This is a genomic window from Rhodanobacter soli (assembly GCF_040548735.1).
In the GTDB taxonomy this organism is placed as follows: domain Bacteria; phylum Pseudomonadota; class Gammaproteobacteria; order Xanthomonadales; family Rhodanobacteraceae; genus Rhodanobacter; species Rhodanobacter soli_A.
The window spans coordinates 482,238-501,530 of the sequence record NZ_JBEPSD010000003.1 but is presented as its reverse complement, the minus strand read 5'-3'; the positions used below and the strand labels follow the sequence as shown (position 1 = coordinate 501,530).

Here is a 19,293-nt window from a genome sequence, read left to right as displayed (position 1 = left end):
ACTGGCAACCGGGTTGCGTAATTGCGAACTGCATCACATCTGACTTGTGGACCAAATCGCGCCTCAACCAAGCGGCTGACGCGACCCTGCCACTTTGCGTCGGTGATGGCGGAAAACCAGCCGCTCAATTGCGTCACCCAATGCATCGCCGAGCGGCGCAAAGACCACGAACACCCGACCATCGTCGAATTGACGCTCCACCCGCGCGGCGAGTTCAAGCGGAAGGCTTCGGCAGAGATCGAAGCGGATGCGCAGCAACAGTCCGCCATCGGCCGGCGCCAGGCCCGCAGGCAGGATCGCGCCGAGCGCATTGAAGCGCAGCAGTTGCCGCGGCGGCAGCACGCTGCCGGGTACCAGCAGGTTGTTGACGATTTCCACGAGCACGTTGAGCTTGGCGTCCATGCGCAGCACTTCCTGCATCAGCGGGCTGTCGTCCTCGCCGGTATCGGCACGGCGCTCCTCCAGCGCGGCGATGGCCGCCAACGTGTTGGCGTTGCGCTCGGAAAGCTGCTGCAGCTGTGCGTGCGACGGCGGCCAGGCAAGCGGCTCGCAGTCGGCGTGTAGGCTCTCTTCGCAGCTGACCCGTTGCTCGAAATCGTCCCAGCCGCCGGGGGCCAGGCTGCCTGGGATCGTACTGCCCGGAGTCATGCTGTCTGAGGTCATGGCGCGGCTCCGCGACGCGGTGATGCCGAGACCGCCACGCCGGCGGCTTCGGAGATGAAGATCAGCAGCCGCGGCCTGTCATGGCTGGGCGTAGGCGGCGATCGCGCGGGCGCGACCGGTTTCCCGCTGCCACTGTTCGGCTGCCGAATCCCGTGCGCCGCCGACGATCGCCTGCAGCTCGCGATCGTACGCCAGAATCTCGCCCAGCTGTGCGAGGGTGGCCGGGTCGGATGCGTGCCGGCGCAACAGCAACGGTTCGCGCTCGACCTCCAGTTCGATCAGGCGGGACCATTCCTGCGCGCGTGCCGCGTCCAGCATGCTGCGGGTCAGCTGCAATGCGTGTTCCAGGATGTCCATGCTCACGCGCTGACCGCAGGCTGGGCTGCAGCAGGGGCAACCTTCACCCAGCTGTCGCGGATGGGTTGCAGCAGGTTGCTGACCTCGTCGATCAGGGCGGCATCGTCGCGCAGGTTGGCCTGCAGCAGGCGGCGGCTCATGTAGTCGTACAGCGAATCCAGCCGCTCGACCAGCACGGGGTCGGCCTTGGGATCGAGGCTCCCGCGCAATCCGCCGAGGATCTCGATGCAGCGCGAGATCGCTTCACCCTTGGCGGCGACTTCGCCACGGACCATGTGCGCACGGGCCTTCACCAGCCGCTCCAGCGCACCGTCCATCAGCAGCGTGATCAGGCCGTGCGGGTCCGCCGACTCCACGCCGCCATGCGAGCGAACTTGTTGATAGGCGCCTGCGCCGTAGCCGAATGCCATGACCATATCCTCCTGCTGGTATCCCTGAGAACTACTTCTTGTTGGCGTTGGTGAGCACGTCGAACTGCTGCTGCAGATAACTGCTGGTGCTGTTGAGCTTGGACATCAGCGTGTCGAGCGCGGTGAACTGCGCCTGGTAGCGCGCGGTGAGGCTGTCCATGCGGGCGTCCAGCGCGGTCTGCTGGTCACCCAGGTCCTTCAGCTGCTGGCTGATGCTGTCGGTGCGGCCGGCCAGCACGCCGCCGTCACCCACCCATTGGGTCAGCTGCGCGCCCAGTTGGGCGGAGAAGCCGTTGTCGCCGCCGAACAGGTCGCTGACCTGCTTGCCGCCATCGCCGAGTGCGGCGGAAAGCTTGTCGTTGTCGAGCTTCAGGGTGCCGTCCACCTGCAACGAAATGCCGATCGAGGACAGCGTGGCGCCGTTGGCGCTGCCGCCGATGATCCGCGACAAGGTGCTGTTGATGCCGTTGAGCGTGGCGTCGCCGATCATCGCGCCGGCGACCTTGCTCGTCGCATCGTATTTGGTCAGGTTCTGATAGATGCCGACGAAGCTGTTGTAGGTATTGACCAGGTTGGTCAGCGCGCTGGTGGCCTTGGACGGGTCATCGGCCACGCTGACCGTGCTGGTACCCAACGTGGACAGGTTGAGGGTGAGGCCGTCGATGGCCGTGCTGACGCTGTTGCCGGCGCTGTTCGCCGCCAGGCCGTCGATGGTGTAGAGCGCGTCGCTGGCCGCATTGATCACGCTCAGCCCGTTGCCGCTGGAGGCCGCCGGATCATAGTTGAGCGCGGCAAGACCGCCGTCGCCACCGCTGCTCGACACCGTGAAGCCGTTGGCCGCGCCGGTGCGGGTGCCGCTCAGCACCAGGTGTGCGCCGTCGGTGCCGTTGACGATGGTGGCGCTGACGCCGGGATTGTCGCTGGCCTTGTTGATCGCGTCGCGGATCGATGCCAGCGAACCATTGCTGCCATCGATGGAAAGATTCATGGCTTGCCCGCCCACCGTGATGGTGAGGGTACCCGTGCCGATCTGGGTGCTGCTGTCGGTGAACGCGCCGGAGGACGCCTTGAGGGCGCTGGCCAATTGGGTCACTTCGATCTTGTAGCTGCCGGCCACGGCATTGCCGGTGGCGGTGGCATTCAATACGTCGGTATCGCTGCTGGTGACACTGTGCGCGCTGAACGCACTGCCGTCGCTGATCGAGGCCATGGCCGACTGCAGCGCGGAAAGCGCGGCGTTGATCTGGCCCAGGGCCGAAAGCTGGGTGTTGGCGGAAGCGGCCTGACTGGTGATCTGGTTCTGCTGGGGAGTCTTCTTGGCCGCCACCAGCTGGTTGACCAGGGTGGCCACATCGAGGCCCGATCCGACGCCCATCGAGGTCAACAGGCCCGTGGTGGGTGTCGTGGAATTGACGGTAATCGCCATGATCGGGCTTTCCTGGTTTCAAATGGAACGGCCGCGGACATCCGCGGCCGTTCCGGTGGCAAGTTACTGCAGCAGCTTGAGCACGCTCTGGGTGGAAGCGTTGGCCTGCGCCAGCACCGAGACGCCGGCCTGTTGCAGGATGTTCGCGCTGGACATGTTCGCGGTCTCCGCGGCGAAGTCGGCATCCTGGATCTGGCTGCGCGACGAGCTGAGGTTCTGCGAGATGGTCTGCAGGTTGGCGATGGTGGAATCGAAGCGGTTCTGCACCGCGCCGAGGTCACTGCGCATGGAGCTGATGGTGCCCAAGGCGGCATCGATGCGGCTGATGGTGTCGTTCGCGCCGCTCACGGTCTTCACGTTGCTGCTGGCCAGATCACCGCCGGTGGCAATGGCGGTGGCGCCGGCACCGGAGAAGCCCAGGTTGCCCGCGCCCGCACCGGCCTTGGTGCCGTCCACGGTCAGCGCGGCCTGCGCGTTCAGATGCATTTCCTTGCTGCTGCTGTCGTAGTAGGCGGAGACGCCGGCAATGCCCTTGCTGTTGATCGCATCGACGAGGCTCTGAGCGTCCTTGTAGCTGCCCGCCATGTCCGTGCCGTCGATGGTCAGGTCGCCAGTGGCGAGGACCAGGTCGGACGCGGTACCGGCGACGGCATCCGCGCCGGCAACGTTGCCGGTGATGAACGCTGCATCGGTGCCGCCGATGGTCATCGCGCTGCTGGCGCCCGTGGCCGTGGTGGTGATGGTGAAGCCGGTGGCGCCGCTGGCGGCGACCGTGTAGACACCGGCACCGCCGGTGCCCGCATCCAACTGGCTCTGCACGTCAGCCACCAGGGTCGCCTGGTCGGTCTCGGCCGTATTCAGGACAACCGCGGTGCCATCGACGCTGAAGCTCTTGGATCCAGCGCCGCTGTAGTCAAAGCCCGCAACGCCCGTGGCCGTGGCCACCGACGCGGTTGCGGCGCTGCCGCCGGAAGTGAACAGGCTGCTGATGTCGCCGGTCGCCGAGGTGGCCATCTGACCGACCTGCTTGGCGCCGGCGCCCTGGCTCAGGTTCACCGAGATCGTCTCGCCGACGTTCGCACCGATCTGGAACGCGGCGCTGCCGAAGGTGCCGTCGAGCACGTGGCGGCCGTTGAACGTGGTCTGCTGGGAGATACGGGTGATTTCCGACAGACGCTGCTGCACTTCGGCATCGAGCGCGGCGCGGTCGCTGTCGGAGTTGGTGGCGTTGGCCGACTGCACCGCCAGCGTGCGGATGCGCTGCATGTTGTTGGTCACCTCGTTCAGCGCCGACTCGGTGGTCTGCGCCAGAGAGATGCCGTCATTGGCGTTGCTGACGGCCTGGTTGAGGCCGTTGATCTGGGTGGTGAAGCGAGTGGAAATGGCGAGACCGGCAGCATCGTCCTTGGCGCTGTTGATGCGCATGCCAGAGGAGAGGCGCGAGATCGCGGTGGCCAGCTTGCTCTGTGACGTCGCCAGGTTTTTCTGGGCATTCAGCGAGCTGATGTTGGTGATGACGCTCATGACCATGGGAATTCTCCGAATCGGGGTGGTGTGCCGACTTGAGGTCGGCTCAGACAATCCGGCGGGGATTCACCATTGAATGCATCCGCCTTGTGAACTGTTTCGACCCACAACACCGAAACTTGAGCCTTGTCAACGCAAATAATCGAACAATTTTGAACCCTGGATCTTGGTGAATGTCTGCTGTGCCGCCTGCAGCGCCGTGGTCTGCGCACCGAGCTGGCTGATCGCGTCGTAGTAGTTCAGATCCTGCACGTCCGACAGCGCGCTCTTGTACTGCAGGGTCAGGTCATCGTTGAGTCCGCTCTGCTGATCGAGCGCGTTCATGCGCGCGCCGACCATGCCGCGCGTGCGCGTGATCGTGTCGATCGCCTGGTCGAGATTCGCGAACTGCGTGTTGATGCCGTTCTGCATGTCGGCACCGCCGCCGTTGGGCTGGCGCAGCGTGTTGATGATGTTGTCCAGCGTGGTGAACACGTCCTGTTTGGCGGACGCTCCCAGCGAGAATGTGTCGCCGGCGTCGGGCACGCCGCTGAATGCCACCTGCGCGCCACGGAAGGTGATGCTGCCGCCGCTGCTTGCGTCGTAGCTGCCGCTGTCCAGCACCGTGCCGGTGCCGTCGCGCACTTCATACGCATCGGCGGCGGTGAACACGATGCTGTAGTCGCCGCCGTCCCACGCCGAAGGATTCGCGTTGGGATCGCTGACGCTGCTGGCACCGGCCACCGCGCTGCCCGTATTCACCGCGCCGGCGCTGATCGCGAACTTGCCGTTGCCGGTGGGAATGTCCGCGAACACCGCACTGCCCGGATCGCCGGTGGCCACCTGCAGGCCGGGGCCGGCGGCCACCATGCGCTGGCCGTCGTCGCCCAGGTAGCTCACGCCGTTCTGCGAAGCGAACGGCGCGGTACCGGTACGGTTGCCCGCGAAGATGTAGTCGCCCTGGCCGTCCTTGCTGTTGGCCTGGCCGAGCAACTGCTGGCGCAACTGCACCATCTCGGCGGCGATGTCGCCGCGGGTCTCGTCGGTCTGCGAGCCGTTGGCGGCCTGCAGCAGCAGCGTGCGCACGCGACCCAGCACACCGCTGATGTTGGACAGGGTCTGGTCCTCCAGTCCCAGCCGCGCGTTGGCCGTGGTGATGTTGCGCTGGTATTGCGTGACGTCGGCGGTCAGATGCGACAAATCCAGTGCGCGCGCCGCGCCCACCGGATCGTCGGACGGCTGGTTGATGCGCTTGCCGGTGCTCAACTGGATGTTGAGGTCGGACAGGTCGCTCTGCCGGTCCATCATGCTGCCGACGGACTGCTGCTGCATCCAGCTGGTGGAGACTCGCATGGCTTACCCCTGCACGGCGCTGAGCAGCGCGCCGAAGATGTTGTTGGCGGTGCTGATGACCTGCGCGGAAGCCTGATACGCCTGCTGGTAGCGCAACAGGTTGGCGGCCTCCTCGTCCAGGTTCACGCCCGACACGCTCTGCTGCGAACTCATCGCCTGGTTGTACACCGCGGTCTGCGTGGTCAGGTCGTCGCCGGCCAGCGCGCCGGCGCTGCCGACCTGGCTGACCAGCTGGCTATAGGCGCGGCCCGCGCTGGTGACGCCGCCATCGAGCACGCCCAGGTTGGCGACCTTGCCCAGCATCAGCGCGTTGCTGTTGTCGCCCTGCGCATTGCTGTTGGCCTGCACGCCGAAGCTGTCGCCTGCCTGCGGTGCGCCGCTGAGCTGCATGCTCCAGCCGTTATGGACAATCGGCTGGCCGGGGGTGAAGACCTGCGCCGGGCCACCATCGACGCTGTAGCTGGTCGGCGAGGTGAACACGACGGAACTACTGTTGAACAGGTTGGCGTCGCTGCCGTCGCTGATGCCGACGCTGGGCGCCGCCGTGCCGGTGTTGCCGGCCGCGGCGGTGGCCTTCAGCGGCGCGGCGGCGGCGATCTTGTCGGGGTCGTCGATCACTACCGAAAAACTCGCGGCGGCGTTGCGGCTGGGCTGCACGCGGAAACTGTCGCCGGCACTGGCGCTGCCGCCCACCACCAGGCTCAGCCCGGCGGCGGTGAACGGATCGGCGACGGTGCCGCTGCCGCTGAGCGCGACGCTGCTGCCGTTGGTGTCGCGCATGCTCCAGTTGCTGCCGTCGTAGCTCAGCACATAGTCCTTGCCGGTCAGCGCGCCGATGTCGCCGATGCCGGCATCCAGCGTGCCGCTGCCGCTGTTGGTGCCGGCCGCCTGCACGGTCGGGCCGGCGACGTCGAAGAACGTGCCGCCGATCTCGCCCTGCAGGTCCGCGCCCTGCGCATGTTGCGCATTGAATGCGCTGGCCAGCGCCTGTGCCGTGCGGCCCAGCTGGTTCTGCGCGGGATCCAGCACGTTGCTGCGGAAATCCAGCAGCGCACCCAGGGTGCCGCCGCCGATGCGGCCGCTGAGCACGTTGCCCGAGGCCGCGCCGACCACTTCCCGGCGGGTGGCGTCGTACATGTTGGGCGCGGTACCCAGCGCATGCGCCTCGGTGCCGGTGACTAGCGCCTGGCCGTTGCCCACGAACACGCTGATGGTGTTGTCGTTCTGCGGCACCACGCTGATGCCGACCTGGCCGGCCAGCTTCTTCACCAGCGCATCGCGCTGGTCGAGCAGGTCGGCTGGCGGCGTGCCGTCGGTGGCCTGCGAGGATCGGATCAGGCCGTTCAATTTGGCGATCGACTGGCTGTCGCTGTTGATCGAATCGACGGTGTCGCCGATCTGCTGCTGCACCTGGCCGGAAAGCTGGTTGAACTGGCCGGACAGCGCACGGAACGTGCTGGCGAGTCCGCCGGCCCGGGCCAGCAGCACCTGGCGCGAAGCGGCGTCCGACGGCGCGTTGGCCATGTCCTGCACGGCGCCGAAGAAACTGTCCAGCGAAGTCTGCAGATTGCTGCTGCCGGAAAGCTGGTTGTTGAGCTGGCCGGTGAGGCTGGCCATGGCGCTGGCGCGCCCCTGTCCGGAGCTGGCCGACCACAGCGAACTGTTCAGGAACTGGCTGTACGCACGCTGCACCGCCACGGTATTGACGCCGGTGCCGACGTAGTAATTGGCCTGTCCTTCGGGCAGCCGGGCGCCGAACGACACCACCTGGCGGCTGTAGCCGTCGGTGTTCGCGTTGGCCACGTTGTGGCTTACCGTACTAAGTCCGATCTGCGCGGCAAGCAGCCCGGACACGCCGGTCGAAAGCATGTCAGCCATGGAACATCCTCAACGCCTGCAGCAGCGCCGGAACGGCGCGGTGCGTGACAACGGTAACGGCCGGGCGGGTGTTCACTTGAGTTCGCCCGACAGTCGGAGTGTCGCCAGCGCCTCGCGCATCTGCGGGCTGTTGGCGATCGCGGTGATCTTGGCGACGTACGATGGGTCGGTCGCGTAACCGCCGTTTACCAGTGCCCGCGCGAAGCCGGCGATGTTCTCGCCCTGGCCCAGCGCCTGCGCGTAGCGCGGGCTGTCGGCCAGCAGGCTGGCGTAGTCGGCGAACGACTCGGACGGCGAGTCGTAGGCGCGGAACTGATCGCGCCGGCGCACCGCCACGCCGTTCTCGTATTCCAGCGTGGGCACGCTGACCTTGTCGCCATCCCAGCTGCTGCCGGCCTTGATGCCGAACAGGTTGTTGCTGCTGCTGCCGTCGCCATGGCTGGGCAGGTGCTTGCCCCAGCCCGTTTCCAGCGCCGCCTGCGCCAGCAGCGCGCGCACCGATACGCCAAGTTTTTCCGCGGCCAGCTGGGCATGCGGCGCGAGGGCGCGGACGAAGCCCACCGGGTCGCCGCCCGGCAACAGCTTCGCCGCCGTGCCGGCCACGTCCAGCGCGCCTTGCGCCATGCGGTCCAGCGCCTGGCGCCACGCCGAGCCAGCATCGGCCGTCGATGGCATGGCCATGATGCCGGCGTTGCCGGCTGCGTCGCCGGCGCCGTCGACCGCAGCATCGCTGGCGCCCAGCTGGAGTAACGCACGTACATTCGCGTTGGGCACGCCGGCGCCGGGCAGCGGCAGGCCGTGGCTGGCATCGGCCGCGGTTGCAGCCGCAGCGTCCGGTTTGCCGCCAAGCTGGCGCACCAGCATCTTCGCGATGCCAAGGCCGTTGTGGCCGTTCGCCAGGCTCAGCGACAGCTGCTGGTCGAACATGTCGCGATAAGAGTTGACCTGCTCGCTGCCGGCGATGTCGCTGCCCATGCTGGCATTGGCGTCGCGCATCGACTTCAGCATCATCTGGGTGAAGATCGCCTCGAACTGCTTGGCCACCGCCGGCAGCGCGCTCTTGCCGCCGTCGCTGCGCGCCTGCGCACGCAACTGCTGGAACCCGGACAGTTCGGTCCAGGTATCGAGCGCGGGCGATGTGCTGTTGATCGGCGTCATGGTCCCGTCACTCCGGTCAGATCACCACGAGGTCCGCATGCAGCGCGCCAGCCTGCTTCAACGCCTGCAGGATCGAGATCAGGTCGCTCGGCGTGGCGCCGACCTGGTTCACCGCGCGCACGATGGTGTCCAGGCTCACGCCCGGGCCGAACTTGAACATGTGCGCGCCCTCTTCGCTGACCTGCACGCTGCTGCTCGGCACGATCGCGGTCTGTCCCTGGCTGAACGGCGCCGGCTGGCTGACCTGCGCCTGCTCGCCGATGGTGACCTGGATCGCGCCGTGCGCCACCGCGGCGGCGCTGACGCGCACGTCGGAACCGATCACCACCGTGCCTGTACGCGAGTTCACCACGATCCGCGCCGGGGCATCGCCCGGCTGCACGTCGAGATTCTGGATCGCGCCCAGCCACGCCACCTTCTGCGCCGGGTCCTGCGGCCCGCGCACGGACACCGAGCCGCCGTCGAGCGGCTGCGCGGTGCCCGCGCCGTAGGCCTGGTTGATCGCCGTGGCGATGCGCGTGGCGGTGGTGAAGTCGGCGGTGTTGAGGTTCAGCATCAGGTCGCCGCCGCCGGCAAACGACGAGGCCACCACGCGCTCCACCGAGGCGCCGTTGGGAATGCGCCCGCTGGCGGAAATGTTCACCTGCACGCTGGAACCGCTCTTGCCCTGGGCACTGATGCCGCCGACCACCACGCTGCCCTGCGCCACCGCGTAGACATTGCCGTCGGCGCCGCGCAACGGCGCCATCAGCAGCTGGCCGCCGCGAATGCTCTTGGCGTTGCCGATCGAGGCGACGGTGACGTCGATGGTCTGGCCCGGCTTGGCAAACGGCGGCAGGTCCGCCGTCACCATCACTGCCGCGGCGTTCTTCAGCTGCGGCCGCGCGTTCGCCGGCACCGTGATGCCGAACTGCTGCAGCATGTTCTCCAGGCTCTGGGTGGTGAACGGCGCCTGCGTGGTCTGGTCGCCGCTGCCATCCAGGCCCACCACCAGGCCGTAGCCGATCAGCTGGTTGCTGCGCACGCCGGCCACCTGCACGAGGTCGCGGATCTTGTCGGCGTGGGCAGGGGCGACGAGCACCAGCAGAAGCGCGAGAACCGCCGCGCACAGGCTCCTCCCCCTGCGCGCAGGGGGAGGTTGGGAGGGGGTGAAGCTTTTACTTTTAAGGTCAAGAGCACCCCACCCCAACCCTCCCCTGCACGCAGGGGAGGGAGCAAAAGCGCGTGGCGTGGCTTTCATCAGAACGGCATCCACTTGGAATTGAAGAAGCGCGACAGCCAGCCGCGCGTGTTCGCGTCGGCCAGGGTGCCGCGGCCGGTGTAGCTGATCCGCGCGTCGGCGACGCGGGTGGACGGCACCACGTTGTCCTGGCCGATGTCCTGCGGGCGCACGATGCCGGAGATGCGCACCAGCTCCTGGCCCTGATTGATGGTCAGCCACTTCTCGCCGCGTACCAGCAGGTTGCCGTTGGTGAGGCGCTGCGCCACGGTGACGGTGATCTGTCCGGTGAGCTGGTTGCTCTGCGTGCTGGAGCCGGCGCCGTCGAAGCTGCGCTCGCCGTCCAGTCCGATGTTCGCCACCTTGCCGCCGATCGAGAGCCCCTGGCCGAGAATCGTCGGCGAGGCGATGTTGGCCTTGTCGGTCTTGCTGGTGCTGGTGGTGGCCTTCTTGCTGGCCTGGGTGCTTTCCACCAGCGCCACGGTGAGGATGTCGCCGACGCGATGCGCGCGCGGATCGGCGAACAGTTCCATGTTCTGCTGGTCGTGGTAGATCGAGCCGTCAGCCTGCGCCGGCGCGATCTGCTGCGCGGGCGGCGGCGTCGGCGCCCATTCGGCATCGTCGTGCGCGCGCGGGCCGCTGGCGCAGCCGGCCAGCAGGGCAAGCGCGCACAACACGAACGGAAAACGGCAACGGTCCAGCATCATCACGGCATGCCTCAGGTCTTGTTGGTGAGGAACTGCAGCATCGAGTCGGCGGCGGACACCGCCTTGGAGTTCATCTCGTAGGTGCGCTGGGTCTCGATCATGTCGACCATCTGCTCCACCACATTGACGTTGGAGCTTTCCAGCGCACCCTGCGCCAGCGTGCCCAGGCCGTTCAATCCCGGCTGGCCGATCTGCGGCGAACCGCTGGAGGCGGTTTCCAGATAAAGATTGTCGCCGTTCGGCTGCAGGCCGGCGGGGTTGATGAAGTCAGCCAGCTGCACGGTGCCGATCTGCTGCGTCGCGGCCTGGCCCGGCAGGCTCACGCTGATGGTGCCGTCGCTGCCGATGGTGACGCTTTGCGCATTCGCCGGAATGCTCACCGCGGGGTCCACCGCGTAGCCGTTGGCGGTGACGATCTGGCCGTTCTGGTCCATGTGCAACGAGCCGTCGCGGGTATAGGCGATGGTGCCGTCGGGCATCGTCACCTGCAGGAAGCCGCGGCCCTGCACGGCCACGTCCAGCGAGTTGCCGGTCTGCTCGATGTTGCCCTGGGTGAACAGCTTTTCGCTGCCGGCCACGCGCACGCCGGTGCCCAGCATCAGGCCGGACGGCGCCTGGGTCTGCTCGGTGGTCTGGCCGCCCGGCTGGCGCAGGTTCTGGTAGACCAGGTCCTGGAACGAGGCACGCGCGCTCTTGTAGCCGGTGGTATTGGCGTTGGCGAGGTTGTTCGAGATCACGTCCATGCGCGTCTGCTGCGCATCGAGGCCGGTCTTGGCTACCCACAGGGATGAGAACATGTCGATGGACTCCGTCTGGACGTCTGGATGTCTTTATGAAATTCGTGTGATCAGGTCATCTGCAGCAGGCGCGAAGCCGACTGCGCGTTTTCGTCGGCGCTGTGGATGGCCCGGATCTGCAATTCGTACTGGCGCGACAGCTGGATCATCTGCACCAGCGTCTGCGATGGATTGACGTTGCTGGATTCGAGCACGCCGGACTTCAGCGTCACCGCCGGGTCGGCGTCTGCCGTGACACCGTCCTTCAGGTGCATCAGCCCGTCGCTGCCCAGCGCGAGCTGGTCGGATGCCGGGTTGACCAGCTTGATGCGGCCGACCGCGGCGATCGTCTCCGGGCCCTGCCCCATCGGCACCACCGAAACGGTGCCGTCGGCGCCGATGTTCATCTGCGCGCTCTGCGGCACGCTGATCGGGCCGCCGTCGCCCAGCACCAGGTTGCCGCGGGCGTCGGTGAGCAGGCCATCCGGAGTCAGCCGCAACTCGCCGGCGCGGGTATAGCCTTCGTTGCCGTCGGCGCCCTGCACCGCGATCCAGCCCGCCCCCTGCACGGCCACGTCCAGCTCGCGGCCGGTCTCGATCTGGCCACCCTCGCGCATGTCGACGCCCAGGCCCTGCGCCACGCCGTTGATCCGCGTGGGCATGCCGGGGCCCTGCACCGCCAGCGGCTGGAACGCCGACAGCTGCGCCTTGAAGCCGACCGTGTCGGCGTTGGCCAGGTTGTGCGCCACCTCCGACTGCTCGCGCATCATCTGCGTGGCGCCGGTCATGGCTACATAGAGCGAACGATCCATGGGAAACCTCGATGCACCCTCCCGACACGGCGGGAGAATGCGTTACGTCAGTTGCGGATGTTGATGATGGTCTGGGTCAGCTGGTTGTCGGTGGAGATCACCTGCGCGTTGGCCTGGTAGTTGCGCTGCGCCTTGATCATGTTGACCAGCTGCGCGGTGAGGTCGGCCGTGTTGGACGCCTCCAGTGCACCGGCCTGCACGCCGCCGAACGTGCCGTTGCCGGCGGCGCCCATGATCGGCGTGCCGGAATCGAAGGAAGCGGCCCAGTTGGTGTTGTCCAGCTGGCGCAGGCCCTGTTCGTTGGAGAACTGGGCCATGGCCAGCTGTCCGAGCGCCGTGCTCTGGCCATTGGAGTATTTGGCCTGCACCACGCCTTCCCTGGATACGTCGATGCTGGAAAGGATGCCGGTCGGATAGCCGTCCGGATTGATCGCGCTGGCCGCATAGGCATTGCCGAACTGGGTGGCCTTGCTCATGTCGAGGGTAAGCTGCATCGGGTCGGCGCCGGGGCTGACCGAGACCGCCGGGAAGCTCAGCTTGCCGTTGGCCGGCGCGACCAGCGCACCGCTGCTGTTGAAGGTGAGCTGCTGCGACGCACCGGTCGACGTGCCGTCGACATACAGGTTCGCGTTCCACACGTTGGCGGCGGCATCCTTGACGAAATACACGACGCCGGTGTGCGTGGCGCCGAGGGAGTCGTAGGCGGTGAACGGCGTGGACTGGTTGAAGCTGGTCGGATCGTTGACCGGATCGAATGCCGTGGCCGGGGCGACCGCGTCGGAAGGCAGGTTCAACGACATCTGCACCGAGCTGGTGGCCTTGGCCGCGTTCTGCGAAGTGAGCAACTGCAGGTCGGTCATCGTGCTGTTGTCGAAGCTGCCGTTCGCGGCAGGCGGGAATACCTGCAGGCGCTGGCCGTTGGCATTCGTCACGTAGCCGTCCTGGTCTTTCAGGAACGCGCCGGCGCGCGTATAGGAATAACCCTTGCCGTCGCGCAGGGTGAAGAAGCCCTCGCCGCTGATGGCGAAGTCCAGGCTGTTGTTGGTCGTCTCGACGCTGCCGGCGGTAAATTGCTGGGCCACGTTGGTCAGCCGCACGCCGCTGCCGGTCTGGCTGGAACTGAGGTTGGGGCCGGCCGCGTTGAACAATTCGGCGAACTGGGCGCGCGAGCCCTTGAAGCCCGTGGTGGCCGTGTTGGCGATGTTGTTGGCGGTAACCTCGAGATCCTTCGAGGCCGCGTTGAGACCGCTCAAGGCAATGTTGAAAGGCATCGGGATAATTCCTCTGTGTTGAAGCCCCGCGGGGCCATCAGTTGATCTGCGCGACCTGACTCAGCAGGACCCCACCAAAACCGCCCACATCCAGATAGGTGCCGTCGCTGCCGGTCATGCCCACGCCATTGACCTTGCCGCTGACATAAGTGGCCACGGCGGTGTTGCCGGCCTGCGCCTTCAAACCGTAGGTTCCCGTCGGCAGTGCCGTGCCGTCGTCGCCCTTGCCGTCCCAGTGGAATGCCACCAGTCCCGACGCGGGCGTGCCCAGGTTCAGCGTGCGCAGCACGTTGCCGTCGGCGTCGGTGACCTGCACCAGCACCGCGTTGCCGCCGTCGGGCACGTTGACCGCACCGTCCAGGCCGCTGTCCTGCAACTGGCCGGCCGCCGAGGGCACGGTGACATTGCGCCCGACCATGCCGCTGGCCTGCAGCAACTGGTTGCCCTGCAGCGACTGGCTCAGGCTGTCGAACGAGGCCTGCAGCGACTGCGTGGCCGAGACCTGGCTGATCTGCGCGAGCTGGCTGAGCATCTGCGACGAATCCATCGGCTTGGTCGGATCCTGGTTGCGCATCTGCTGCGTCAGCAGGCTCAGGAAATCGGCCTGGCTCAGGGTCTTGTCCTTGCCCGCGCTGGCTGCCTTGGCAGCGCTCGAACCGACGCCTCCGATTCCCATGTCGCTCATGCCGCGCTCCTCGTCTGCAGGGATTTCATTCGCGTGCGCCTCATCTGTGCGCGCTTCACTTGCCCAGATCCAGCGTCTTCTGCATCAGCTGGCGCGTCGAATTCATCACCTCGACGTTGTTCTGGTACGAACGCGAAGCGGAAATCATGTTGACCAGCTCGTCCACCGGATTGACGTTGCTGCTGTAGACGTAGCCGTCGGCATCGGCCAGCGGGTTGCCGGGTTCGTAGCGGCTCGGGATCGCCGCCTGGCTCTCGGTGACGCCGAGCACCTGCACGCCTTCACCCGGCGCATCGCCGCCGTCCAGCCGGCTCTTCACGGCAGCGAACAAGGGTTCGCGCGCGCGGTAGGCCGCTTCCGGCGTGGTCGCCACGCTGTCGGCATTGGCGAGGTTGCTGGCCACCGTGTTCAGGCGCAGCGACTGTGCCGCCATGCCGGAACCGGCGACGTTGAAAATCGAGAAGAGCGACATCAGCCCTGGCCTCCGTTGATGGCGGTGCGCAGCATGCGGATCTGTGCAGTGATGAAGGACAGGCTGGCCTGGTAGTGCACGCCATTGGCGGCAAAGGCGGCCTGTTCGGCCTGCGCATCGACGGTATTGCCGTCCATGCTCGGCTGGGTCGGCACGCGGTACGCCAGCCCGTCTGTCGCCTGGTCGGCTGCGCCGATCTGGCCGGGCGCGGTCGTCTGCAACGGCAGCTTGTCCGAACCGCCGCCCGCGGCGGCCAGCACCTTGCGGAAGTCGACATCGCGGGCGAGATAGCCCGGCGTGTCGGCGTTGGCCAGGTTGTTGGCGAGCACTTCGGTACGGCGCTGCCACAGGTCCAGCGCCTGGGTGTGTATGCCGAACAGGTTGTCAGGGGTCAGACTCATCGCTTCGCTCCGCGTGCAGTTGCCGCACGGAGCTGGAGGCAAATTGCATGCCACCATGGAAAAAGCGTTGCTGGTGCTGGGCTGGCGTGGCAGCCACCGGCGCCGACACCGCAGCGGCGGCGCCGAAAGACGGATTGTTGACGCCGGGCGGGGCGAGCCGCCGGAATGTCAGTCCGCCGACACCGGCTCGGGCAACAGTTCCAGCACCGCCTGCGCCAGCAGGTCCGGCTGGAACTTGGCGACGAAGCAGTCGGCCTTGACCTCCTTCACCATCGCCTCGTTGAAGATGCCGCTGAGCGAACTGTGCAGTACCACCTTGAGCTGGCGCAGGCCCGACGCCTCGCGGATCGCACGGGTCAGCGCATAGCCGTCCAGTCGCGGCATCTCGATGTCCGACACCACCAGCCTGACCCCGTCGGCGGGATCGCCCGCCGCGAGTTCCAAGAGGCGGTCGAGTGCCTCGCGGCCATCCGTCGCCATCACGCATTCGATATTCATCTGCTTGAACAGGCTGACCAGCCGGCGGCGGGCGATCAGCGAATCGTCCACCACCATCACCCGCCGCGGAGCCAGCGAACGGGCACCGGCGACGCGCTGCATCTGCACGGACAGCTCGGCCGGTGCCGCGTCGATGCTGGCCAGCACGTGCTCCACGTCGACCACCGCCATCAGCGCACCATCGATCCGGGTCACCGCGTTGACCCGCGCGCCGAAGCCCAGGTTGCTGGGCGGCGCCACCAGCGTTTCGCCCGCGCACTGCACCATGCGCTGCAGGTCCGCCACCAGGAAGCCCTGCACCGAACGGCTGAACTCGGTCACCATCAGGTGCGCCGACTCCACGTCGCGCAGCGGCGCATAGCCCAGCGCGGCGGCCAGGTCGATCACCGGGATGGTCTGCCCGCGATAGTCGCAGCTGCCGGCCAGCAAGGCATGCACGCCCGGCATGCGCTCCAGCGGCGGACGGCGCAGAACCTCGCGCACCTTGAACACGTTGATGCCGAACAGCTGCTCGTCGCCCAACCGGAACAGCAGCATGGCCACGCGGTTGTGCCCGGCCAGCCGGGTGTGCTGTTCCACTTTTTCCAGCAACGTGCCGCCCATGCGGTGTCCTCGAGTGCGTTGCCGCCGTGGCGGCTGTACGCGATGGCTATCGGCCGGAACGCGACGCGCTTGAGCGGCAACTGCCGCACAGTCTCCATGGCATGCGACTTGCTTCCTCAAGTTTCGAAGGTTTTTGTCGATGCAGCGGTTGCACTCCCGCGCCATACCCAAGGTGATGTCCGCCCCATGAGCTTGATCTGGAACCAGCACCTCACTGCCCTGGTGGAGGCTGCTGCCGCAGGCGATGACGCCCGGGTCGCCGTGCTGCGACGCCGGTACCCGCGTGCAGCGCGGGCGCTGGCGCCGCTGCTTGCCCGCGTCGCCAGCCGCCCGCCGGCCTCCGTGGCCTTGCAGACCGTGGAACAGCAAAGCCTGGTGCTTGGCGCGGTACAACAGCTGTCGCGCGAGCAGGCGGCATTGGAGAAGGCTGCCGGCGAAGGCCGCAGCAGTGTCGATCGTTTGACGGATGGCAGCGCCGGTATCTCGACGGCACTGCAGCAGATCGGTGCCGACCTGGACCGGGCCAGCCAGGCCGGACAGGCCGGCGAACACAGCGTCAGCGAGCTCGACGGCCAGTTGCGGCTGCTGCGCAGCGCCCTGTCGGCGATGAACCGCAACCAGAGCAAGCTGGCCGAGCAGGTCGCGCAGATCCGCAAGCTGACCGGCGCGGTGCAGGAGATCGCGCACCAGACCAACCTGGTGGCGCTGAACGCGGCGATCGAGGCCGCGCGCGCCGGCGAAGCGGGCCGCGGCTTTGCCGTGGTTGCCGATGAGGTCAAGCAACTGGCGGAAAAGACCACGCTCACCACCACCGAAATCGAAACGGTCACCGGTTCGATCGGCGACTTTTCGCTGCAGCTGGATGGCGACGTGCAGCACGGCCTGCAACAGCTCGAACGCGCGCAGACGGGGGTCGGCCAGTCCGGCACCGCGCTGCGCGACGGCAGCGAAGTCCTGCGTACCGCCAGCGGGCGCATCCAGAAGCTGCAGCAGAACCATGACGTGCAACATGCACGCGCCACCGCGGCCCAGGCCGCGCTCGGCGCCCTGCAGCGCCGCGGCAACGAGGCACGCCGCCAGTCCGACTCGCTGCATCGCGCCGCCTTGCTGGCGCACCGGCTGGGGCTGGACTGGCTGGAAGGCGAAAGCGGCAGCGACCCGGCCAGCCTCAGCCTGACCCTGCGCGAGGCCGCGCTGAACCTGCGCCAGGCGATGGAACTGGCGTTGCTGGAACCGGGCGCGCTGGACCGGCGCTGGTTCGATACCCATACAATCAATCGCAGCATCGACCGGCTGGGCGCCCTGTACCAGGAGCATCCCGCCAGCGCAGGCCTGAACGACAGCGGCGCCCGATTGTGCGAACAGGGCAGCCGCTTCGTCACGCTGCTGTGCGATGGCCAGCTCGAACAGGCCACCGCGTTGTCGCAACAGATGGAGTCCGGGCGCGAGGCCCTGCTGGGGCAACTCGGCGCCCTGTTGGCGGACGCATGAAGGAACACCGGGGCATCGCCACCGGCTTGCTGGCCGCCATGCTGTGGCTCGGCACAGCGTGGTCCGGGGACGCCCGCGCCGACGCCGCATCGGGCGCGACGCAATCGCCCGACAGCGTGCGCGCCGTGGCCGAACAGGCCGTGCGCGAGCACTACGCGCTGCCGGGCAGCCGCGTCGTGGTCAGCTCCGCGCCACTCGACCTGCGACTGCACCTGGCCGCCTGCCGCGAGCCGCTGCGCGCCGTGATTCCCCAATATGCGGCAGCCTCCTCGCGCATGACGGTCCGGGTTCAGTGTCCGCAGGACGGCGGCTGGACCGTGCGGGTGCCGCTGAAGCTGCAGCTGTTCCGCAGCGTGCTGGTGGCCAGCCGGCCGCTGCAGCGCGGCGACGGCTTGAGTGCCGCCGACGTGCGCGCCGAAGAGAAGGACGTCACCCGGCTCGGCTACGGCTATATCGAGGACCTCGGCCAGGTGGCCGGCCGCACGCTGGCCCGCTCGCTGGCCAGCGGCAGCGTGCTCTCGCCCGGCGCCCTCGGCGGCCGACGCATGGTGCGCGCCGGCGACCACGTGGAAATGGTGGCCAGGCTGGACGGCATCGAGGTGCGCGCGGCCGGCGTGGCGATGGGCAGCGGCGACAACGGCGCCCGGCTGCGTGTGCGCAATGAAAGCTCGGGCAAGGTGGTCGACGCGATGGTCAGCGCACCCGGTGTGGTGGTGGCGCTGCCATGAGAGCCCGGCGGATCGACGCCGGCATCGCCACTTTCGCCATTCGCCCCTAAAGTTTCCGCGAAACCGGCCGATCTGACAGTTACAGGGCCACACCCCCAGCGAGAACGGACCCATGAATACAACCATTCCCAACAACGGCTTGCCGAAATTCACGCAGGCCACCGGCAGCTCGGGCAGCGGCCCGTCCACGACGGCCGCCAATCCGTCGGATGCCGCCGCCACCGCGCCCAAGGCCGATGACCAGGTCAAGCTGACCGACTCGGCCCTTGCGCTGCAGGAAGCCGCCCGCACCGGCGACACGTCCGTGATCGATTCACAGCGGGTGGAGCGGCTGCGCCAGGCACTGGCCGACGGCAGCTACAAGATCGATGCCGGACGCATCGCCGACCGCATGCTCGCACTGGAGCAGCAACTCGGCGGCACGGGCAAGGCATGAACCGGCAACTGCAGCACGAGCTGGACGATGTGCTCGGCGCGGTGTTGGGCGACATGCAGCAGGCGGTCGACCGGCTCGCCCAGGTGCTTGAGGCCGAGCGCACGGCGCTGGACTCGCGCGACTTCGACGCACTGGATCAAGCCGGCACACGCAAGCAGGCCATCATGCTGCAACTGGAGCAGCTCGATGCCGAGCGCCAGCAGCTGGCGTGCGAACGGCCGGCCGTAGCGGCCGCGTCGACGCCGGCCTGGAGCAAGGTCGTGCAGAAGCTGCAGTACTGCCACCTGCTCAACCAGCGCAATGGCAGCGTGGTCAGCCAGCGGCTGGGCCAGACGCGCCGGGCGTTGGCCGTCCTGACGGGCCATGCCGGCGAAAGCGAACTGTACGGCCGCTCCGGCGAGTTGCGCGCCAGCTTGCGCTCGCAGGTACTGGCCGCGGTATGA

Annotated in this window: 21 protein-coding genes; 4 read left to right on the top strand and 17 right to left on the bottom strand. The window is 67.5% G+C overall.

What is annotated here, in order from left to right:
• Positions 1-63: 63 nt before the first annotated feature.
• From ABIE04_RS16240 to ABIE04_RS16160, 17 genes are all read right to left on the bottom strand, one after another.
• Entirely contained in the window at positions 64-663 is a 600-nt protein-coding gene (locus ABIE04_RS16240; RefSeq protein ID WP_354552590.1) for a PilZ domain-containing protein, read from the bottom strand.
• 78 nt (positions 664-741) lie between these two features.
• Positions 742-1,020 (bottom strand): flagellar protein FliT, encoded by a 279-nt coding sequence (locus ABIE04_RS16235; protein WP_354552785.1) that lies wholly within the window; start codon positions 1,018-1,020, stop codon positions 742-744.
• Between the two features lie 2 nt (positions 1,021-1,022).
• Positions 1,023-1,430, bottom strand: a complete 408-nt coding sequence (fliS, locus tag ABIE04_RS16230) for a flagellar export chaperone FliS (RefSeq protein ID WP_354552586.1) — start codon at positions 1,428-1,430, stop codon at positions 1,023-1,025.
• A gap of 31 nt (positions 1,431-1,461) precedes the next feature.
• Positions 1,462-2,856 (bottom strand): flagellar filament capping protein FliD, encoded by a 1,395-nt coding sequence (fliD, locus tag ABIE04_RS16225; protein ID WP_354552582.1) that lies wholly within the window; start codon positions 2,854-2,856, stop codon positions 1,462-1,464.
• A 63-nt stretch (positions 2,857-2,919) separates the two neighbouring features.
• Complete coding sequence (locus ABIE04_RS16220) at positions 2,920-4,386, bottom strand: flagellin (protein WP_354552580.1); 1,467 nt, start codon at positions 4,384-4,386, stop codon at positions 2,920-2,922.
• A 126-nt stretch (positions 4,387-4,512) separates the two neighbouring features.
• Complete coding sequence (gene flgL / locus ABIE04_RS16215) at positions 4,513-5,715, bottom strand: flagellar hook-associated protein FlgL (protein WP_354552578.1); 1,203 nt, start codon at positions 5,713-5,715, stop codon at positions 4,513-4,515.
• A gap of 3 nt (positions 5,716-5,718) precedes the next feature.
• A complete protein-coding gene (gene flgK / locus ABIE04_RS16210) occupies positions 5,719-7,593 on the bottom strand; it encodes a flagellar hook-associated protein FlgK (RefSeq protein ID WP_354552573.1) in 1,875 nt (624 codons plus the stop codon).
• 72 nt (positions 7,594-7,665) lie between these two features.
• Positions 7,666-8,751: a flagellar assembly peptidoglycan hydrolase FlgJ gene (flgJ, locus tag ABIE04_RS16205; RefSeq protein WP_354552571.1), complete on the bottom strand. Its 1,086-nt coding sequence runs from the start codon at positions 8,749-8,751 to the stop codon at positions 7,666-7,668.
• A 16-nt stretch (positions 8,752-8,767) separates the two neighbouring features.
• Positions 8,768-9,991, bottom strand: coding sequence for a flagellar basal body P-ring protein FlgI (locus ABIE04_RS16200; RefSeq protein ID WP_354552568.1), 1,224 nt, complete (start codon positions 9,989-9,991; stop codon positions 8,768-8,770).
• Positions 9,991-10,674 carry a flagellar basal body L-ring protein FlgH gene (flgH, locus tag ABIE04_RS16195; protein ID WP_436410396.1) on the bottom strand — a complete coding sequence of 228 codons (684 nt, stop codon included), beginning with the start codon at positions 10,672-10,674 and terminating at the stop codon, positions 9,991-9,993. Before flgH ends, ABIE04_RS16200 begins: the two co-directional genes overlap by 1 nt.
• A gap of 14 nt (positions 10,675-10,688) precedes the next feature.
• Positions 10,689-11,474, bottom strand: a complete 786-nt coding sequence (flgG, locus tag ABIE04_RS16190) for a flagellar basal-body rod protein FlgG (RefSeq protein WP_354552565.1) — start codon at positions 11,472-11,474, stop codon at positions 10,689-10,691.
• A 50-nt stretch (positions 11,475-11,524) separates the two neighbouring features.
• Positions 11,525-12,265, bottom strand: a complete 741-nt coding sequence (gene flgF / locus ABIE04_RS16185; RefSeq protein ID WP_354552563.1) for a flagellar basal-body rod protein FlgF — start codon at positions 12,263-12,265, stop codon at positions 11,525-11,527.
• A 47-nt stretch (positions 12,266-12,312) separates the two neighbouring features.
• Entirely contained in the window at positions 12,313-13,536 is a 1,224-nt protein-coding gene (gene flgE / locus ABIE04_RS16180) for a flagellar hook protein FlgE (protein ID WP_354552559.1), read from the bottom strand.
• 37 nt (positions 13,537-13,573) lie between these two features.
• Positions 13,574-14,221, bottom strand: coding sequence for a flagellar hook assembly protein FlgD (locus ABIE04_RS16175; protein ID WP_354552555.1), 648 nt, complete (start codon positions 14,219-14,221; stop codon positions 13,574-13,576).
• A gap of 55 nt (positions 14,222-14,276) precedes the next feature.
• Positions 14,277-14,693, bottom strand: a complete 417-nt coding sequence (gene flgC, locus ABIE04_RS16170; protein ID WP_056390382.1) for a flagellar basal body rod protein FlgC — start codon at positions 14,691-14,693, stop codon at positions 14,277-14,279.
• A complete protein-coding gene (flgB, locus tag ABIE04_RS16165) occupies positions 14,693-15,094 on the bottom strand; it encodes a flagellar basal body rod protein FlgB (RefSeq protein ID WP_354552548.1) in 402 nt (133 codons plus the stop codon). The genes flgC and flgB overlap by 1 nt, the downstream gene beginning before the upstream one ends.
• Before the next feature lie 168 nt (positions 15,095-15,262).
• Entirely contained in the window at positions 15,263-16,195 is a 933-nt protein-coding gene (locus ABIE04_RS16160) for a chemotaxis protein (protein ID WP_354552543.1), read from the bottom strand.
• A 186-nt stretch (positions 16,196-16,381) separates the two neighbouring features.
• On the opposite strand from ABIE04_RS16160, the gene ABIE04_RS16155 reads away from it, so the two are divergent.
• The 4 genes from ABIE04_RS16155 to ABIE04_RS16140 all read left to right on the top strand — a co-directional run bounded on the left by ABIE04_RS16155 (position 16,382) and on the right by ABIE04_RS16140 (position 19,293).
• Positions 16,382-17,686 (top strand): methyl-accepting chemotaxis protein, encoded by a 1,305-nt coding sequence (locus ABIE04_RS16155; protein WP_354552539.1) that lies wholly within the window; start codon positions 16,382-16,384, stop codon positions 17,684-17,686.
• Positions 17,683-18,414: a flagellar basal body P-ring formation chaperone FlgA gene (flgA, locus tag ABIE04_RS16150; RefSeq protein WP_354552535.1), complete on the top strand. Its 732-nt coding sequence runs from the start codon at positions 17,683-17,685 to the stop codon at positions 18,412-18,414. Before ABIE04_RS16155 ends, flgA begins: the two co-directional genes overlap by 4 nt.
• A gap of 112 nt (positions 18,415-18,526) precedes the next feature.
• A complete protein-coding gene (gene flgM / locus ABIE04_RS16145) occupies positions 18,527-18,850 on the top strand; it encodes a flagellar biosynthesis anti-sigma factor FlgM (RefSeq protein ID WP_354552531.1) in 324 nt (107 codons plus the stop codon).
• Positions 18,847-19,293, top strand: coding sequence for a flagella synthesis protein FlgN (locus ABIE04_RS16140; protein ID WP_354552527.1), 447 nt, complete (start codon positions 18,847-18,849; stop codon positions 19,291-19,293). The genes flgM and ABIE04_RS16140 overlap by 4 nt, the downstream gene beginning before the upstream one ends.

Bases quoted from the DNA above. Each gene is read 5' to 3' on its own strand.
- ABIE04_RS16240 (WP_354552590.1), bottom strand. From the start codon at position 663: ATGACCTCAGACAGCATGACTCCGGGCAGTACGATCCCAGGCAGCCTG.
- ABIE04_RS16235 (WP_354552785.1), bottom strand. From the start codon at position 1,020: ATGGACATCCTGGAACACGCATTGCAGCTGACCCGCAGCATGCTGGAC.
- fliS (WP_354552586.1), bottom strand. From the start codon at position 1,430: ATGGCATTCGGCTACGGCGCAGGCGCCTATCAACAAGTTCGCTCGCAT.
- fliD (WP_354552582.1), bottom strand. From the start codon at position 2,856: ATGGCGATTACCGTCAATTCCACGACACCCACCACGGGCCTGTTGACC.
- ABIE04_RS16220 (WP_354552580.1), bottom strand. From the start codon at position 4,386: ATGGTCATGAGCGTCATCACCAACATCAGCTCGCTGAATGCCCAGAAA.
- flgL (WP_354552578.1), bottom strand. From the start codon at position 5,715: ATGCGAGTCTCCACCAGCTGGATGCAGCAGCAGTCCGTCGGCAGCATG.
- flgK (WP_354552573.1), bottom strand. From the start codon at position 7,593: ATGGCTGACATGCTTTCGACCGGCGTGTCCGGGCTGCTTGCCGCGCAG.
- flgJ (WP_354552571.1), bottom strand. From the start codon at position 8,751: ATGACGCCGATCAACAGCACATCGCCCGCGCTCGATACCTGGACCGAA.
- ABIE04_RS16200 (WP_354552568.1), bottom strand. From the start codon at position 9,991: ATGAAAGCCACGCCACGCGCTTTTGCTCCCTCCCCTGCGTGCAGGGGA.
- flgH (WP_436410396.1), bottom strand. From the start codon at position 10,674: ATGCTGGACCGTTGCCGTTTTCCGTTCGTGTTGTGCGCGCTTGCCCTG.
- flgG (WP_354552565.1), bottom strand. From the start codon at position 11,474: ATGTTCTCATCCCTGTGGGTAGCCAAGACCGGCCTCGATGCGCAGCAG.
- flgF (WP_354552563.1), bottom strand. From the start codon at position 12,265: ATGGATCGTTCGCTCTATGTAGCCATGACCGGCGCCACGCAGATGATG.
- flgE (WP_354552559.1), bottom strand. From the start codon at position 13,536: ATGCCTTTCAACATTGCCTTGAGCGGTCTCAACGCGGCCTCGAAGGAT.
- ABIE04_RS16175 (WP_354552555.1), bottom strand. From the start codon at position 14,221: ATGAGCGACATGGGAATCGGAGGCGTCGGTTCGAGCGCTGCCAAGGCA.
- flgC (WP_056390382.1), bottom strand. From the start codon at position 14,693: ATGTCGCTCTTCTCGATTTTCAACGTCGCCGGTTCCGGCATGGCGGCA.
- flgB (WP_354552548.1), bottom strand. From the start codon at position 15,094: ATGAGTCTGACCCCTGACAACCTGTTCGGCATACACACCCAGGCGCTG.
- ABIE04_RS16160 (WP_354552543.1), bottom strand. From the start codon at position 16,195: ATGGGCGGCACGTTGCTGGAAAAAGTGGAACAGCACACCCGGCTGGCC.
- ABIE04_RS16155 (WP_354552539.1), top strand. From the start codon at position 16,382: ATGAGCTTGATCTGGAACCAGCACCTCACTGCCCTGGTGGAGGCTGCT.
- flgA (WP_354552535.1), top strand. From the start codon at position 17,683: ATGAAGGAACACCGGGGCATCGCCACCGGCTTGCTGGCCGCCATGCTG.
- flgM (WP_354552531.1), top strand. From the start codon at position 18,527: ATGAATACAACCATTCCCAACAACGGCTTGCCGAAATTCACGCAGGCC.
- ABIE04_RS16140 (WP_354552527.1), top strand. From the start codon at position 18,847: ATGAACCGGCAACTGCAGCACGAGCTGGACGATGTGCTCGGCGCGGTG.